Raw genomic sequence first — 17,473 nt, forward strand, 5'->3', positions numbered from 1 at the left:
GTGCTGATGCCCGGGTTAAGTTTTTGAAGATTCTCAAGAATCCAGATACACGAACTACAATGTATATGAGGAATATAAAGTGTTGTGATTTTTAAATTTCCATCATTGAATTCAAGGAGTTTATTAGCAATCTCAGAATTGTCTAAATAATCATATTTACCTTCAAGTTCTTTTGGAATAGCTCCAGGAGAAGATTGCAGGTCATAATAGCACCCAAGATCATTTTCAGTGAAAAGTTCATAAACTGTTTTACATCCGTTGCAACAAAAGTTTTTATTGTCTGAAACAATTTTTCCGGGAGTACATATATCTCCACAATGGTAACAGGAATTAGAGTTTTTTTGTGTTGACATCAATAGATGCTTAGTTGTTTATTCCTTTTGAGAAAATCTAAAAATACAAATTGGATTATTATGAGAATAGTCAATTTTTAAAATTATTGAATCATTAGTGATTGTCAAGAATTTGTAAGTCAAAGCCAAAGACAATTTCAATATCTTCTTTTACGACAATCATTCCCATCATTTTTTTGGGAGGCGTCAGTCCAAAATCTGTAATATTTAAACAGAGTAACCCTTCTATCGGTGCTAGCTCGCCGTGTGTTTTTACAGGTACAGAATACTGCTTTTTTATCCCTGCGATTTGAAGAGTAACCTTTGCTTCTAATTGATTTTGTTTCATTATTAACTCATTCAATTGGAATTGAATGCTCGGAAAGGTTTCGGTTTGAAGCAAGTCGTGGAAGTCTTTATTAATCATTTTATTTCCACAATTAAAGCCATCATTTTTTAATTGCAAGCTAACATTTTCAAAATAGTAGCTGCCAGAGGATTTAGTATAAGTTACCGGTATTTTTCTCGATAGCGTTTTTGCATCATACACACAGGTAAAAGTGTTTATATTTGAAGTTCCTTTGATATACAAAAAGCTCTCTGCTGTCAAATGTACTCTAACTTGGTGAGTTGATTCATTGTTGATAAAAGAAAATGAAAGCAACGCTAGAAAAAAGTAAAAACGGGTTTTCATTTTTGATAACTTTTAGGTCTAATATAATTAAAAAAAAGGAGAGAGATATTAACACCTCTCTCCTCTTCATTGAACTAAAACAAACTTAGAAACTAATTACTGCTTCTACCATAAGTCCGTTGAACTTACCTTCGTCAAATCTGTCTCCGGTTGCAAACCCGTCATATGTCTGGTTTACATATTCTATTTTGGCTAATACATTCTTAGTCATAAACCATCCGCCACCAAAGTTCACACGAGTGATATCGATATCATTACCTGAACCTAACAGCTCTCCACTTACTTGGTTAAAACGACCTCCGATATAGAAATTTTCAGTACTTCCAAATCTGTATAGTGCTTCAGCTCCAAGTTGGGTAAAAACTCTAGTATCTTCTTCTGAAGCTGCTTTTCCTTCTGATCTTTCATACATTCCAAAGAATTCAAATCCTTTATATTTTATGAAGGGGTTGATCATAACAGCTGTAATTTGGTTGTTTAAAGAAGGATTAAAACGCCCTGAGGTAAAGTTTCCTGCTGAACTTGCATCAGGTTCTTCCATTACTAGATAATATCTTGACCCTGCACGGTCTCCTGCATACAGCCATACTCTTGCTGAGTGTGCTGTGTGGTATAAAGATCCTGTAAGACGAACTCTCAAATCATCGTTCATTTGCTTGTCATACCCTAATTTCATCAATAATGATGGACTAGTTGTTTTTGGTCTATTTACTGCCTGGTTCAATTTACCATTTGAGACCCCTACCATCCCTAAGAATCCATTTTTTTGGAAGTAAATTTCTCCACCTACTTCAGTTGTAAAGGAATCCATAATATAGTTACCAACAAAAGGGTTAAAGAAAGCCTGAGCGTTATCACTTCTTCTAAAGTGAGCATCACCATAGTTATTTTCCATATGTCCAAATTTAATGGTCACATATTTCATAGTCTCTGCAAGGAATCCTTCACTTAAAAAATTGAAGTTGTCAATTTGCATATACCCACCTTTTACATAAGGCTCAGGGTGGTGACGAGAAGAAAGATAGGTTCTCAAGTGCATTCTAAGACCATCTGCTAATGCTACGTCAAGGTCAAGGTTTGCTGTTGCCAAGTTGAAATTATCACCAATTTCAATTAATTCCACATCACCGCTATTTTCGTGATTTATCGCTTGAAATTGTAGTGCAGATGCACCACCTACTCTAACTTTTATACCATCAAATGTTGAGACAGTGTCTTTTGGAGCTTCAAAAACGTTAATTCCATTTTTGTCAGGGCTTCTGTAGTTGTCAAGGTTACGTTTATCTTGAGCAAATGTCGTTGCGGCCATTAGGGTTGCAACAAGTACCAGGGTTAGTTTTTTTATTGTTTTCATAATTTTGGGTTTTAAAATTTGTTGTTTCTATTCAGTTTGTTTTATCGTTAATTGTATAATACTTTGAAGTCGAGGGTGAGATCTTCACCGGTTTTTACTGTTCCCATTAGGGCTTTTGGTGGTTCAACATTATAATGTGTCATATTAATTTTTACTTTACCACTAAAAGTTAATTTACTACCGTTTAGTTGTACATTAAATGTAATAGGAACTTGTTTTGTTTGACCAGCTATTGTAAGGTTTCCTATAGTTTCTATTGAGTAACTGTTTGAACCAGTATCGGAAATTTTAGTAACTTTTGTCAAATTGTAGTTGATTGTTTTATGTTTTTTAGTGTCTAAAGCGTTGTAAGCATTTTTATCCATTCCACTTTTACCACTTTTTAGACTTTCAACTTCAACAGCGTAGGTAAGTTTATCAATCGCTGCGAGTTTTCCATTTTCAATTTTAAAACTTGCATCTCCAGACATTTTTTCAGCTTTCATATCCCAATCGTGAATATTTGATGTTCCAAATACAGTCATAATACTATTTGCTGAATTTACTTTTGCTACTTGAGCATTTATTTGCTGTGTTACAAAAACTGTAAGGAAAATAATTGCTATGCTTTTTAAAGTTTTCATTGTTATAAGTATTTAATTGTTTTTATTTCTATTTGATGGTACAAATTTCCAACACAAGCATTGATTAAACTATGATAATTATCACTTTTTAAAAAACAGCACTCAGTAAGTAAAAAACTTTTACCTGATAAAGAGATTCATTAACTTTGAGGGATGAAAATATTTGAACAAAGTAATAGTTTACTAAACTTACTGTCAGATGCTATATCAGAAGGTGTGGTAATTGTTGATGATGCCCAAAATATTGTTTCTGTAAACAATTCGCTTCTTGAAATGTTTGGGTACACTCCAGATGAACTTTTAGGCAAACATCTCAATATTTTAATTCCAAAAAATATTCATGCAGACCACAAAAAATATGTCACAGATTTTGTTGAACAAAGCGACAAAAGACAAATGGGTCATGGCCGAAACCTTTTTGGTATACACAAATCAGGAATAAATATACCCGTTGAAGCTGGATTAAATCCTTTTACTTGGGAAAGTAAAAAGTATGTAATGGCACTGGTGATCGATATTAGTATAAGAAAACAACAAGAGGAAAAAATAATTCAACTCAACACAGAGCTTGAAGAAAAAATTCAAAAACGAACCAAAGAACTCAAACATACAGTAGATGAACTTCAAAAAGAAATTGAAAAAAGAATTGCAGCTGAAAAACGAATAAAAAATGCACTTAAAAAAGAAAAAGAACTCAATGAATTAAAAACGAAGTTTCTTTCAATGGTGTCTCACGAATTTAAAACACCACTCAGCGGTATTTTAACTTCTACTATTTTACTAGGAAAATACAAACTCACTGAACAACAAGATAAAAGGGATAAACATCTTAGAACTATTACAGAAAAAGTTCACTACTTGAATAACATCCTCAATGATTTTCTTTCAATTGAGCGACTTGATACAGGTAAAATAAACTATAAACCAACTACTTTTAAATTAAGTAAAGTAATAAATGAGGTTGTTTATAATGCCAATATGCTTTTAAAAAGTGGCCAAAAAATTACATTTCCACCAGAAGTTGACGAATACATTTTAACGCAGGATGAAAAAATCATGGAGCTTTGCCTTTCTAATTTAATTCACAATGCCATTAAATATTCACCTGAAGATTCTTTAATTGAAATTCAGGTAGAAATAAATCAAAAAATGCTAACCATTCAAATCACCGATGAAGGAATGGGAATTCCTGAAGTTGCCCAAAAGCATATTTTCAGTCGTTATTTTAGAGCTGAAAATGCAACTAACGACCAGGGAACTGGAATTGGGCTTAACATAGTAAAAGGACATTTGAAAAATTTAGGAGGAAAAATTAGCTTTGTAAGTGAAGAAAATAAAGGCACAACCTTTACAATGTCTGTCCCTTTGACACATCAATCTAAAAATTAAAATAAATGCACAAAGTACTTTTAATAGAAGACGATACAGCAGTTAGGGAAAACACCGCTGAAATCATTGAGCTTTCAGGCTATGATGTTATTACAGCGCCCAACGGAAAAATTGGTGTTTCTAAGGCAAAAGAAAACCTTCCCAATATTATTATATGCGATATTATGATGCCTGAACTGGATGGTTATGGAGTTTTAAAGGAATTGGCCTCAGATGATTCTACAAAATATATTCCTTTTATTTTTCTTTCGGCAAAAACCGAACACAAGGATATTAGAAAAGGAATGGATTTGGGAGCCGATGATTATTTAACTAAACCCTTTGAAGAAAATGACCTAATAAGTGCTTTGGAAAGCAGACTCGCCAAAACTGCAATTCTTAAAGAAGAGCGCGAGCGCACTAAAAAGGCAATAGACAATGACAGTGATTTACGCTCATTAAACGACTTAAAAAACTACCTTGACGATAACGGAAAAGAATTAAATTTTAAAAAAGGCGAATTAATCTTTGAACAAGGGTATAACTCCAATTATATATATTTAATAAACAAAGGAATTGTTAAGTGCCATAAAATTGATGAATCGGGTAAAGAATTAACAACAGCACTTTACAAAGAAGATGATTTATTTGGGTATGCTTCTTTATTGCAAAATATCCCATACCAGGAATCTGCTACAGCAATGGATAACTGTGAACTAGTAGCAGTAGCCAAGGAAGAATTAAAAGAAGTGCTAAACAATAACCATAAAGTTAACTTTGACCTCATCAATTTACTTTCAGATAATCTGGCTGAAATAAAAGATCAATTACTACAAATGGCCTATGGATCTGTCAGAAAAAAAACAGCAACAACCATTCTGCAGTTTGCCGAAAAAATGAATAAAAAAAAGAATGAAAATATAAAAATATCACGAAGTGACCTTGCAAGTGTTGCAGGAATTGCAACCGAAAGTTTAATCAGAACATTATCAAGTTTTAATAAGGAAGGAATTATTGAGATTGAAGGTAGAAATATAAAAATACTCGATATGGATTTACTTAAAGATATTGATTAAAACCTTCAAATTTATGACTAAAGTAATTCCATTTAAAGCAGTAAGGCCCACAAGAGATAAAGTTGGGCTGATTGCTTCTCGTGCTTATCAATCCTATACTATTGCAGAAAGGGAAGCGAGACTTAACAACAACCCCTACTCTTTTTTACACATTGTAAATCCAGGTTATAAATATCACAAGGAAATATCAGGAGTTGAGCGTTATCAATTGGTAAAAAATCGATATCAGGAATTTAAAGAAGAAGGTATCTTTGTCCAAGACCAATCACCTTGCTACTATATCTATAAAATAATTGACAGAAACCATCAAACCTATGAAGGAATCATTGCTGCTGCAAGTACAGAAGAGTATGAAAAAAATATTATAAAAAAACATGAAGACACGATAGAAGAACGTGAAACAATTTTTAAAGAATATCTCAAAACCGTGGGGTTTAATGCCGAACCGGTTTTAATTACCTACCCAGACAACAAACAACTAACTCAAATCATAAAAAAAAACACTTCGCAAAGAGCTGAGTATGAGTTCACCACAACTTATAAAGACACACACTATCTTTGGAAGATTGACGACTCCAAAACCCTTGAAAAAATTCAAATGGCATTTGATAATTGTAACAGCCTCTACATAGCAGACGGTCATCACCGCTCAGCATCTTCCCTTCTGCTTCAGCAGGATTTAAAATCAAAAAATCCAAAACATACGGGTACTGAAACTTATAACTATTTTATGAGTTACTTGATTCCTGAATCTCACCTTACAATTTATGAATTTAACAGGCTCATAAAAGATTTAAACAGTCTCTCAAAAGAAGAATTTCTCATCGCTTTAGATGAACTATTCCTAATTGAAAACCGAGGATTGGTTTATTACAAACCTCTTCAGCCACATCATTTTAGTATGTATCTGGATGGAGAGTTTTATTCTCTTCAGTTAAGAAAAACAAATTATAATTTTGAAAACGCATTGGATGACCTGGATGCGCAGATACTTTACAAAACAATTTTAGATCCTGTTTTAGGAATTAAAGATCTCCGCAACGATGATAGAATTGAATACGCCCACGGAAGAAATGATATGGCCTATGTAAAAACAAAAGTTGACAGTGGAGAATTCAGCGTAGGTTTTGGACTCAAACCTGCAACAATAGATCAGCTTAAGCAAATAGCTGATCAAGGATTAAAAATGCCCCCAAAAAGCACTTACATAGAACCTAAACTAAGAAGCGGCATTACCATCTATGAATTTTAAAAACTTAAACATTTATTACGATATATGATTGAAGACCATTTAAAAAATATAAAATCGTCATTGCCGGAAAATGTAAAATTAGTGGCTGTTTCAAAAACAAAACCGGTAGAAGAAATATTAAAAGCATATAATGCCGGCCACAGGGATTTTGGCGAAAATAAAATTCAGGAAATGACTGATAAATGGGAACAATTGCCCAAAGACATCCATTGGCACATGATAGGCCATGTACAAAGAAACAAAGTCAAGTATATGGCACCTTATGTTCATCTAATACACGGAGTGGATAGTTTAAAACTCCTAAAAGAAATAAACAAGCAAGCTAAAAAGAATAATAGAACAATCAATTGCCTATTGCAAGTTTATATTGCAAAAGAAGAAACCAAATTTGGATTGGACCCTGAAGAATTAACTCAACTATTAGAAGACAACGCTTTCAAAAATTTGGACAATGTAAGAGTCATTGGTTTAATGGGTATGGCAACTTTTACAGAAAATAAAGAGCAAATCAACAAGGAGTTTAATTTTCTCAAAACTTTTTACGACCAATTAAAAAACAAATACGGTTTTAAAGTACTTTCTATGGGTATGAGTAGTGATTATAGTGTCGCTCTCCTAAATGGAAGCACAATGGTGCGCATTGGAAGTGCAATTTTTGGAGAACGCAATTACGATTAATTAATTTGTACACAATACTTGACATAGAAACCACTGGTGGAAAATACAATGAAGAAGGCATAACTGAAATTGCCATCTACAAATTTGATGGCCATAAAATTATTGATCAATTTATAAGTCTTGTTAATCCTGAAATCCCCATCCAACCTTTTGTAGTCAACCTTACAGGGATTAACAACGAAATGCTCAGACAAGCACCTAAGTTTTATGAAGTTGCCAAACGCATTGTTGAGATTACAGAAGAAACCATCATTGTTGCCCACAATGCAAAATTTGATTATAGAATTTTACAAACTGAATTTAACAGGTTAGGGTATGAATTTAACAGAGAAACACTTTGCACAGTTGAGCTATCCAAAAAATTGCTTCCCGATGTAAAATCATACAGCCTTGGAAAGCTTGTAAGAGAGCTGGGTATTCCAATGAGCGATCGTCACAGGGCTTCGGGTGATGCGAAGGCAACAGTCACCTTATTCAAATTGTTACTTTCAAAAGATTCAAAAAAAGAAATCGTAAGCAAAAGCATAAGGCTAGAGCCAAAGAGACAACTTGATTCAAAGCTTTTAGAGATTATTGAAAAAATCCCAAGTGAAACAGGAGTTTATTATATGCACCGTGAAGATGGAACAATCATTTACATTGGTAAAAGCAAAAATATCAAAAAGCGCATCATTCAACATTTCACTTCTGACAACAGAAAATCAAAAAAAATACAGGACGAAGTCTACTCAGTTTCCTATGAAAAAACAGGTAGTGATTTAATTGCTCAACTTAAAGAAAGTGAAGAAATTAAAATTAACAAACCGGTTTACAACCGAGCACTTAGAAAAACAATCTATCAAAACCAATTGAATAGTTATATAGATGAAAATGGCTACATCAACTTGAAAATTGAAAAAGCAGACGCCAGAAAAAAACCCATAACCACTTTCACAAATTATCAACAAGCAAAAAGTAGCCTTTTTAAATTTACAGAAACTTATGGCCTTTGTCAAAAACTCACAGGATTATACCAAACCAAAAGTGCCTGTTTTTCTTATTCCATAAGAGAATGTTCCGGTGCATGTATAGGTCTTGAAAGTCCCGAAGATTACAACAAACGAATTGAAGATTTTATAAAAAACCATACCTTTGAAAACAATAGCTTTCTTGTTGTTGACCAAGGAAGAGATATTGATGAACGAAGTGTAGTTTATGTTGAAAATGGTATTTTTAAAGGCATTTCCTTTTATAGTCTCAATTACCAAATTACAAATACTGACATACTGCGTTCACTTATTACCCCTATGACTAACAATAAGGATGCCCAACACATCATTCAAAGTTATTTAAGAAAACATAAAGTATTAAAAATCATTCCGCTAAAATGAATAAAAAGTTAATATCAAATATGTTTGTTACATTTGATATTTTATTTGAGATTCCCTTTTTATGTTAATAGAAGAACCAAAAACAAAAATTGATAGAATAAGACAACAACTTTATATTGTCATTTACGGCACCAATACAAAAGCCGGAAAATTATTTGACATTTTTCTTCTTATTTTTATCTTATTAAGCGTTCTAGCAGTAATGTTGGAATCAGTTAAAGAAATTGATGATAATTATCACTCTATTCTTTTATCTGCAGAATGGTTTTTCACTATATTGTTTTCAATAGAATATATCCTTCGAATTTTTTCTACCAAAAAACCTTGGAAATACATTTTTAGCTTTTATGGAATCATTGATTTATTGGCAATTTTACCCATGTATCTTTCTTTCTTCATAACCGGAAGTAATTTACTAACTAGTGTAAGGGCGTTGAGATTGCTAAGGTTATTCAGGGTATTAAAACTTGCCAATTTTGTAGGTGAAGCCACTAATTTAAAGTCTGCATTGAAAGCAAGTCGTCCAAAAATTATTGTTTTTCTTTTTACAGTTTTAATAATTGCAATGGTTGTGGGTACTTTAATGTTTTTAATTGAAGGCCCTGAAGCAGGATTCACTAGCATCCCTAGAGGTATCTATTGGACAGTTGTTACTTTAACCACAGTGGGTTTTGGAGACATTTACCCTATCACACCATTTGGCCAATTCTTGGCTATGTTTGTGATGATTACCGGTTATGGAATTATTGCTGTACCCACCGGTATTGTCTCTGCAGAATTTGCAAAACAAAAATCAGCAAACAAGGAAGATAAATCTACGAAGTCAAAAACAGTATGTCCTGTTTGTGATGAATCAGGACATAAGCCTGATGCCCAATTTTGCTTCAACTGTGGTGAAAAAATTAAAATTTAATTGTGAATCAAAAATACCTTATACTAATTGTTGGTCCAACGGCCATTGGAAAAACAAAAACTTCAATTGCATTGGCTAAACATTTTTCCTCAGAAATAATATCGGCTGATTCAAGGCAATTTTATAAAGAAATGAATTTGGGAACTGCTGTACCAAGCCTCCAGGAGTTAGAAGAAGTTCCACATCACTTTATTCAACACCTTTCTGTTAATGAAAACTATAACGTAGGAGAATATGAAACTGAAGCTTTACAATTAATTGATCAAAAGTTCAAACAACTTGACCTACTCTTTCTTGTTGGCGGATCAGGTTTATATATTGATGCCGTGGAAAAAGGTCTTGATTATTTTCCAGAAGTCAGTCCTGAAATAAGGAAAGAACTACAAAAAGCATTTCTTGAAAAAGGCATTTATAGTTTACAAGAAAAATTAAAAATTCTTGATTCTGAATATTATAAAAAAGTAGATCTCAATAATGCACACCGCCTTATAAGGGCTTTGGAAGTTTGCATAGGAACCGGAAAACCATACTCGTACTTTTTAGGAAAAAAAGTAAATGAGAGGAATTTTAATGTTATAAAAATAGGTTTAAATGCAGAAAGAGAATTTCTCTATCATCGAATCAACAAACGTGTTGACCAAATGATGGAAAAAGGCCTGCTTGAAGAAGCAAAAAAACTTTATGAAAAAAAATATTTGAATGCATTACAAACAGTGGGCTATAAGGAACTATTTGCCTATTTGGACAAAGAATCTAATTTAAATCAAGCTGTCGAAGAAATCAAAAAAAACACACGCCGGTATGCTAAAAGGCAAATGACCTGGCTTAGGAAAGATAAAAACATCGAGTGGTTTGAACACGATGAAGACTTAAACAAAATTATTGATTATATAAAACTCAAAACGTCCTAAGTAGTGAGGACGTTTTGAGCAGTATACTTCAATTAATTATCTACTTCACTTTTTACAACCAATCGGAAACCTTCACCATGAATGTTTAAAATTTCAACACCATCATCTTTACTTAGGTATTTTCTGAGCTTTGCAATATAAACATCCATACTTCGGGATGTGAAATAATTGTCATCTCTCCAAATTTTAGTGAGAGCCAATTCACGTGGCATTAAATCATTTTTATGTAATGCAAGTAAGCGAAGTAATTCATTTTCTTTAGGCGAAAGTTTGTCCGGTTTTTGATCTTTATAAGTTAAAAATCTAAGTTTTGAATTTAAATGAAAATTGCCAATTTGAAATTCAAATTGCTTACTGTCAGCCAGTGAATCTGTTGCTTTGCGTTGAATGATGGCTTTAATTTTCATCAAAAGTACTTCAGAGTCAAAAGGCTTATTGAGGTAGTCATCTGCCCCTACTTTATAGCCTTTAAGCACATCTTCTTTCATTGCTTTGGCTGTTAAGAAAATAATTGGAATGTCTTCATTCTTTTCTCTGATTTCTTTTGCTAATGTAAATCCGTCTTTATAGGGCATCATAACATCAAGAATACAAAGATCAAAATCATCTTTTTTGAATTTCTCAAAGCCTTCCATACCATTTTTGGCGTGGGTGACATTGTAGTTATTCATTGTTAAATAATCTTTTAAGACGGTTCCAAAGTTTGGATCATCTTCTACTAAAAGGATTTTTTTATTTTCAGTTTCCATGGCTTAAGATATTAATTGAAGTTTAATTATAAAGGTACTTCCTTTTCCTTTCTCGCTTTCCACAAATATTTGACCTTGATGGTCATCTATCATGCGTTTTACGTAAGAAAGTCCGAGTCCGTGTCCTTTTACATTATGTATATTTCCTGTGTGTTCTCTGTAAAATTTTTCAAAAACTCTTTTTAGAGCTGCTTTACTCATTCCGCTTCCCTGGTCTTGTATCTTTACGACAACATTATTTTTAACATTTTCTGTAAAGATATCAATTTTAGGAGCTTCTGGTGAATATTTTATTGCATTGTCTAAAATATTAACCAATACATTTGTAAAATGTGATTCATTTGCCAAAATAGATGACTTTTGTGCATCAAAATGAGTTTTGATATACCCACCTCTGTCTTCTACAATTAACTCTACGTGAGTGATGGCGTCTTCTATTAAGTCGTGTAATTTTAAGCGTTCTTTTTTAATGTTTAAATCACGTTTTTCAAGTTTTGATATTCTTAAAACATTTTCAACCTGAGCGTGCATTCGTTTATTTTCATCCCTAATCATTTTGAGATATCGCTGCATGGTCTCTTTATTATCATAAATCATAGGGTTCTTCATCGCATCTAACGCTAGGTTAATTGTAGCAATTGGTGTTTTGAACTCATGAGTCATATTATTGATAAAATCTGTTTTGATTTCAGAAATTTGACGTTGCCTTATTAATTGTTGTATCGCACTGTAATATGCTAAAATGATAATTGCTGTTAAAAACAGAGTCAAAATTCCCATTCCTACCACCGACGAAAAAACATATTTTTGTTTTTTATCAAATGAAATTAACAATTCATATTTATAACTTCTGTTTTCATCAATAAATAAAGGTACGCTGTAAGTATCAGGTGAATTTGGATCAAAAACAAAATCCTCTGATGCCACTTTAGTTGATAGCCCTCTACTGAAAATCGCAAACTCATAGTCCAAATTCAAATCTCTGGTTTCCAGTTGATGCTTGATTAAACTGTTTAATTCTTCTATGTCAACCCGTTTGTGAATGGGTATTTGTTTTGCAATGTCCTTAAAAGTTTCTCTTAATTGAAACTGTGAAGGCTCTTCAAGGGTTTTAATAGTCAGCTCACTAGCTTCAGTATTCATTGAGGTGCCATCCAGTCCCGGTCGCAATTTTGCGGTAAACTTTCGATTGGTAAATTTTCTAAAGTTTATGCTATCTACATTTACATCTAAAATATTTGAAGATAGTTTAAAGTCTTCCTCTAATAAACCACTTGAGTAAATAAAGGTTTCATTTGTAACATTATCAGTATTGGTATAAACAATTTCCCTAAAAGTTGACCTGTCTGGTTGACCAATACTATCAGCTACTTCAGCATAAAGCCTGTAATAATATTCCAACTCTTTGGACTGAAGATCTTTGGATATTGCAATTAAAGATTGCCTTACATTGTAATGAAACTGATCTTCTTTATTTTGAAAAGAGTTTTTAATCCAATAAACTTGAACAAAAATGATTCCTAACAAACAAAGACTCATAAAAACTATGAGTATAATAAACAGTTTTTTGCTCATAGTTCAAAAGTAAGATTTTAACATTTAGTCATTTAATGGTTTAACCAAATGTTAACAAAACTAATGCCATTAACTTGATAAGTTAATTAATTTTTCATGAATTTTATATACTTGACTTTTCAAATTGGGTAGACCTTCATTATTTTTAATAATAAAATCAGCAAGCTTTAGTTTTTTAGAATCGGGCCATTGGTTTTCGATTCTTTCCTTAATTTTACTTTCAGTAGTAGAATCGCGCTTTAAAACCCGTTGAATTCTAGTCTTTTCATCAGCAACGACTAAAATTGTTAAATCACATTTTTTATATCCTTCGTTCTCAAATAAAACAGCTGCTTCTTTTATAACATACGGTCCTTTTTGTTTCTTACTCCATTCTAAAAAATCTAAAGCTACTGCAGGATGAACAATTTTATTTAATTTTTCAAGTAATTCTTTGTTATTAAAAACTTTAGACGCAATGAAAGTTTTGTTTATTCTGTTGTCTAAATATGAGTTTTCACCCAGAAGAGAAATAATTTTATTTTTTACTTTGTTTGTGAGCATAATTTTTTTTGCTTCATCATCAGCAATGTATACAGGCACACCCAATTCTTTAAACATATTTGCCACAGTACTTTTTCCACTGCCAATTCCTCCGGTAAGTCCAATTACTTTCATCATTTTAAAATAGGGTATTTTAAATCTCTAAGTTACTTAAAAAACAATTTGGGGTAACATTTTTCAGGTTTTTGATTGAGTACTCTAATAAAAAATGTTGACTTTACAAACGCCAATCCATATCCAAAAAACTGAATAAAAACTGCTAAAACTGAGATAAACCCTATGTAAACACTCTTGTTCTTTACAGAAGAGTCTACCATAACCATCGTTAAATATAAAATTAGTAAACCTATAAAAAAATAGACTTCTAAAAATAACAGCAAAATTGCTGCAAACGTAAACAGTACAAATAGAAAAGGAAACCAGAAGCTTATTCGTGCTGATGTTGGATGCCATTTTGTCAAAATAGGTCTTACTAAACCAAATTTTCTAACTTGCTTATAAAATGTAGACCATGAAATGCGTCTTTTGTGATAAACATATGCATTTTCTATAAATCCAGTTTTAAATCCTGATTTTAAAAGCCGTTGCGATAAATCAGGATCCTCTCCTGGATGAATTTTCCCAAAACCTCCGGTTGATTCAAAAGCCTTTTTTGAAATTCCCATATTGAAACTTCTGGGTTCAAACTGTTGAACTGATTTTCTTTTACCTCTAATCCCACCTGTAGTTAAAAATGAAGTCATCACATAATTTATGGCTTTTTGCAAGGGAGTAAAGCTATCGTGAGCGGCATCCGGCCCGCCAAAACAATCCAGATAGTTTTTATTTAAAGATTGTTCCACTTCACTTAAATAATGCGAAGGCAATAAACAATCTGAATCTAAAATGATAAAGTAATTTCCATTTGCCTTTTGCATTCCATAATTCCTGGAGTCACCCGGCCCTGAATTGGATTTAAAAAAGTAGTGAATTTTTAACCGATCTGTAAATTCCTGAATGATTTTATCAGATTTTTCACTAGACCCATCTTCTATGATAATAATTTCATATGGCTTATCAAATTGTAGCTTTACAAAACTATTTAAAAGCTCTTTGATTTCCTGAGGCCTGTTATAAACAGGAATAATGAATGAAAATTGTATTGCCATTTTGTAAAGATAATCAACAAAAAAACCATCCTGATATTTTTCGAGATGGTTTTAGATAAACAGTTAAAAAATATTTTTATTCTTGGTCAAATGCTTTAATTACTTCATCACTTACGCCCATGTTTGAAAAACCGCCATCGTTGTATAAATTTTGAAGCGTAACTCTTTTAGTTAAATCACTAAACATGGCAATGGTGTAATTTGCACAGTCTTCTGCAGTAGCATTACCCAATGGCGACATTTTTTCAGCATATGATATAAAACCATCAAACCCTTTAACACCTTGTCCAGCGGTTGTAGGGGTTGGTGATTGAGAAATAGTATTGACTCGAACCTTTTTATCTTTTCCAAAAAAGTATCCAAAACTTCTAGCAATGGATTCAAGATAGGCTTTATTATCAGCCATGTCATTGTAATCCGGAAAGACGCGTTGTGCTGCCATATATGTTAATGCAACAATGCTTCCCCACTCGTTCATGGCATCTTTTTGATACAAAATTTGCATAGTTTTATGGAATGATACTGCTGAAATGTCCCAACCCTTGTGTGTAAAATCATAGTTTTGATTGGTATAGTGATTTCCTTTTCTAACATTAACTGACATACCGATGGAGTGTAAAACAAAATCAAGTTTTCCGCCAAGTATTTCCATTGATTTTTCTACAAGTGAGTTTAAGTCTTCAAGGTTGGTGGCATCTGCAGGAATTACTTCTGAGTTAGTTTTTTCTGCAAGTTCTTTTATCTGACCCATTCGCAATGCTATGGGAGCATTCGTCAAAACAAATGTGCCGCCTTCTTCGTGTACTCGTTCTGCAGTTTTCCAGGCTATGGAATTTTCATCCAATGCACCAAATATGATTCCTCTTTTTCCTTTTAATAAATTGTATGACATTATATGGTTGTTAAAGATTATACTTGTTTATTTAATTAGGCTATTTCTCGTCAAATTTTAAAAAAAGCAATTCAAATATACATTTTAATTCAATAATTCTCGTGCATGAGCAATGGCAGATTCAGATTTTTTATCTCCGCTAAGCATTTCTGCAATCTCTAAGATTCGATTTTCAGGGTTTAATAGCTGTAATTTTGTTTGTGTTTGCTTTTCATCATCTTCTTTATATACTTTGAAGTGATGATCTCCCTTTGCTGCTATTTGTGGCAAATGTGTTATACTAATCACCTGCATGCTTTTACTCATTTTAGCTAAAATATCGGCTATTTTATTTGCGATTTCGCCGGATACTCCGGTATCAATCTCGTCAAATATTATTGCAGGAAGCTGTGTATACTGAGCTAAAACTGATTTGATGGCAAGCATTATCCTGCTCAACTCTCCACCGGAAGCTACTTTTTTCATTTCACCAAAAGGCATTCCCTTGTTTGCAGTAAATTGAAAAATAACATCGTCAATTCCGTTTTTTTGAAACGAGGTTGTTTTTTCTAAATCAATCCTAAATCGTGCATTGGGTAAACCCAGCTGTGCTAATATATTTTCTAATTTTTCAATCAAAATTGGCAGGGTCTTTTCCCTGTTTTTATGAAGTTTTTCAGCCTGGTCTTTCAATTCAATTTCACAGCTTTTTAGCTCTCTTTCAAAAGTTACTATACTTTGGTCTAAATTGTTGGTTTTTTCAATTTTAAGCTCTAGTTGCGACTGAATTTCGAGTAAGGATTCTATGGTGTTTACCTGATGTTTCGACTGTAGCTTATAAACAGACTGCAGATAGGTTTCTACTTCCATTAAGCGTTGTGGATTGGCTTCAAGTAAATCGCCTGCGTTTTGAACCTCATCTGAAACATCATCAAGTTCGATTTTTGTACTTTGCAAACGTTCCCAAAGTGCTTGATAAGTGTTTGAAAAACCTTTAATCTTTGACATTTTGGAGTTGATTTCACTTAAAACAGTTAGAACCCCAACATTTTCAGCATTCATCAATTGTGAAACCTCAGAAAGGGTTTCCTGGATTGTTTCAACATTGCTCAAGGTTTCCAATTCTTCTTCCATGGCTTCCTGACTACCTTTTTTTAATCTTGCATCCTGAAGTTCACGAATCAGAAAAAGGTTGTAATCAAGTTCCTTTTGAGCTTCAATTTTACTGGTTAAAAGACTGTTTAATTCTTTTTCAGTGTTTTTATAGTGCTTGAGTGTTTTTGAATATTCATTGAGAGTAGATTTGTTTTTCGCAAGCACATCAATGATTTCCATCTGAAATTTTTCAGAGGATATTTCCAAGGTTTGGTGCTGATTGTGTATATCAATTAAATGGTTTCCCAACAAACTCAGGATACTTAAATTTACAGGTGTGTCATTAACAAAAGCCCTGGATTTGCCTGATGGTAAGATTTCTCTTCTTATTATTGTATTCTTTTCATAATCAAGATTTTCAGACACAAAAAGTGGCTCAAGTGCATGTTTTTCCAGATTGAACTCTGCTTCAATAATGCATTTTTTTGTTGTATTTTTAATACTGGAGAGATCTGCCCTTTTCCCCAACAACAATGAAAGCGCTCCTAAAATAATAGATTTACCGGCTCCGGTTTCACCTGTTATTATAGTCAATCCTTCATTGAAGTTTACTTTAATATCTTCTATTAAAGCATAGTTTTTTATGTTGAGTTGGGTAATCAAGTCAGCGCATTTTTTTGTGCACTAAAGGTAAAAGAGTTTGTGGTTTAAAACAAGAGACTAAAATTTAATTTTTGACCAGTTATCTCTTTTCGTAGGAGCCATTCTGGTAAGGTTTTGAACCAAGTCGTCTATAGGTACACTTGGACCATCACTAAAGATTGATTGAATTTCTTCTGCTTTAGTATCAAAGAATGTACGCAATAAAAAAGAGTTTGGCCTTCTGTCATTAATATTCTTTAATTGATTAATTGCTTCAGC

18 protein-coding genes are annotated in these 17,473 nt (G+C 32.7%); 7 read left to right on the forward strand and 11 right to left on the reverse strand.

The genetic code is table 11. The annotated features are described in order from the left end of the window. From AACY61_RS00540 to AACY61_RS00555, 4 genes are all read right to left on the reverse strand, one after another. On the reverse strand, nucleotides 1-353 hold a 353-nt coding region (locus AACY61_RS00540; protein ID WP_339609131.1), incomplete at its 3' end, for a heavy metal translocating P-type ATPase metal-binding domain-containing protein. Between the two features lie 94 nt (nucleotides 354-447). Then, on the reverse strand, nucleotides 448-1,026 hold the full coding sequence (locus AACY61_RS00545) for a YceI family protein (protein WP_339609133.1): 579 nt from the start codon (nucleotides 1,024-1,026) through the stop codon (nucleotides 448-450). An 85-nt stretch (nucleotides 1,027-1,111) separates the two neighbouring features. Continuing rightward, nucleotides 1,112-2,380 carry a hypothetical protein gene (locus tag AACY61_RS00550; protein ID WP_339609135.1) on the reverse strand — a complete coding sequence of 423 codons (1,269 nt, stop codon included), beginning with the start codon at nucleotides 2,378-2,380 and terminating at the stop codon, nucleotides 1,112-1,114. A gap of 47 nt (nucleotides 2,381-2,427) precedes the next feature. Next, nucleotides 2,428-3,003: a YceI family protein gene (locus AACY61_RS00555; RefSeq protein WP_339609137.1), complete on the reverse strand. Its 576-nt coding sequence runs from the start codon at nucleotides 3,001-3,003 to the stop codon at nucleotides 2,428-2,430. A 153-nt stretch (nucleotides 3,004-3,156) separates the two neighbouring features. On the opposite strand from AACY61_RS00555, the gene AACY61_RS00560 reads away from it, so the two are divergent. The 7 genes from AACY61_RS00560 (at nucleotide 3,157) to miaA (ending at nucleotide 10,571) form a co-directional block, all read left to right on the forward strand. Continuing rightward, complete coding sequence (locus AACY61_RS00560; RefSeq protein ID WP_339609139.1) at nucleotides 3,157-4,392, forward strand: PAS domain-containing sensor histidine kinase; 1,236 nt, start codon at nucleotides 3,157-3,159, stop codon at nucleotides 4,390-4,392. Between the two features lie 5 nt (nucleotides 4,393-4,397). Beyond that, a complete protein-coding gene (locus tag AACY61_RS00565; protein WP_339609141.1) occupies nucleotides 4,398-5,447 on the forward strand; it encodes a response regulator in 1,050 nt (349 codons plus the stop codon). 13 nt (nucleotides 5,448-5,460) lie between these two features. Next, nucleotides 5,461-6,699 (forward strand): DUF1015 domain-containing protein, encoded by a 1,239-nt coding sequence (locus AACY61_RS00570; RefSeq protein ID WP_339609143.1) that lies wholly within the window; start codon nucleotides 5,461-5,463, stop codon nucleotides 6,697-6,699. Nucleotides 6,700-6,723: 24 nt separating this feature from the next. Continuing rightward, nucleotides 6,724-7,377: a YggS family pyridoxal phosphate-dependent enzyme gene (locus AACY61_RS00575; protein WP_339609145.1), complete on the forward strand. Its 654-nt coding sequence runs from the start codon at nucleotides 6,724-6,726 to the stop codon at nucleotides 7,375-7,377. A gap of 5 nt (nucleotides 7,378-7,382) precedes the next feature. Then, complete coding sequence (locus AACY61_RS00580; RefSeq protein WP_339609147.1) at nucleotides 7,383-8,747, forward strand: exonuclease domain-containing protein; 1,365 nt, start codon at nucleotides 7,383-7,385, stop codon at nucleotides 8,745-8,747. Between the two features lie 61 nt (nucleotides 8,748-8,808). Beyond that, the gene (locus AACY61_RS00585; protein ID WP_339609149.1) at nucleotides 8,809-9,660 is read left to right on the forward strand and encodes an ion transporter; all 852 of its coding nucleotides are present in this window, start codon (nucleotides 8,809-8,811) and stop codon (nucleotides 9,658-9,660) included. Between the two features lie 2 nt (nucleotides 9,661-9,662). After that, nucleotides 9,663-10,571, forward strand: a complete 909-nt coding sequence (miaA, locus tag AACY61_RS00590; protein ID WP_339609151.1) for a tRNA (adenosine(37)-N6)-dimethylallyltransferase MiaA — start codon at nucleotides 9,663-9,665, stop codon at nucleotides 10,569-10,571. A 32-nt stretch (nucleotides 10,572-10,603) separates the two neighbouring features. On the opposite strand, the gene AACY61_RS00595 is transcribed toward miaA, so the two are convergent. From AACY61_RS00595 to AACY61_RS00625, 7 genes are all read right to left on the reverse strand, one after another. Then, nucleotides 10,604-11,320: a response regulator transcription factor gene (locus tag AACY61_RS00595; RefSeq protein ID WP_339609153.1), complete on the reverse strand. Its 717-nt coding sequence runs from the start codon at nucleotides 11,318-11,320 to the stop codon at nucleotides 10,604-10,606. 3 nt (nucleotides 11,321-11,323) lie between these two features. Beyond that, nucleotides 11,324-12,895: a HAMP domain-containing sensor histidine kinase gene (locus tag AACY61_RS00600; protein WP_339609155.1), complete on the reverse strand. Its 1,572-nt coding sequence runs from the start codon at nucleotides 12,893-12,895 to the stop codon at nucleotides 11,324-11,326. 69 nt (nucleotides 12,896-12,964) lie between these two features. Further along, complete coding sequence (coaE, locus tag AACY61_RS00605; RefSeq protein ID WP_339609157.1) at nucleotides 12,965-13,555, reverse strand: dephospho-CoA kinase; 591 nt, start codon at nucleotides 13,553-13,555, stop codon at nucleotides 12,965-12,967. Between the two features lie 29 nt (nucleotides 13,556-13,584). Next, complete coding sequence (locus AACY61_RS00610; protein ID WP_339609159.1) at nucleotides 13,585-14,586, reverse strand: glycosyltransferase; 1,002 nt, start codon at nucleotides 14,584-14,586, stop codon at nucleotides 13,585-13,587. A gap of 76 nt (nucleotides 14,587-14,662) precedes the next feature. Beyond that, entirely contained in the window at nucleotides 14,663-15,478 is an 816-nt protein-coding gene (locus tag AACY61_RS00615) for an SDR family oxidoreductase (RefSeq protein ID WP_339609161.1), read from the reverse strand. 84 nt (nucleotides 15,479-15,562) lie between these two features. Continuing rightward, the gene (gene recN, locus AACY61_RS00620) at nucleotides 15,563-17,215 is read right to left on the reverse strand and encodes a DNA repair protein RecN (protein ID WP_339609163.1); all 1,653 of its coding nucleotides are present in this window, start codon (nucleotides 17,213-17,215) and stop codon (nucleotides 15,563-15,565) included. Between the two features lie 57 nt (nucleotides 17,216-17,272). After that, nucleotides 17,273-17,473: DUF4835 family protein (locus AACY61_RS00625; RefSeq protein WP_339609165.1), on the reverse strand; the 201-nt coding region annotated here is incomplete at its 5' end.

The sequence above is a fragment of the uncultured Planktosalinus sp. genome, from assembly GCF_963973675.1.
Lineage (GTDB): Bacteria > Bacteroidota > Bacteroidia > Flavobacteriales > Flavobacteriaceae > Planktosalinus.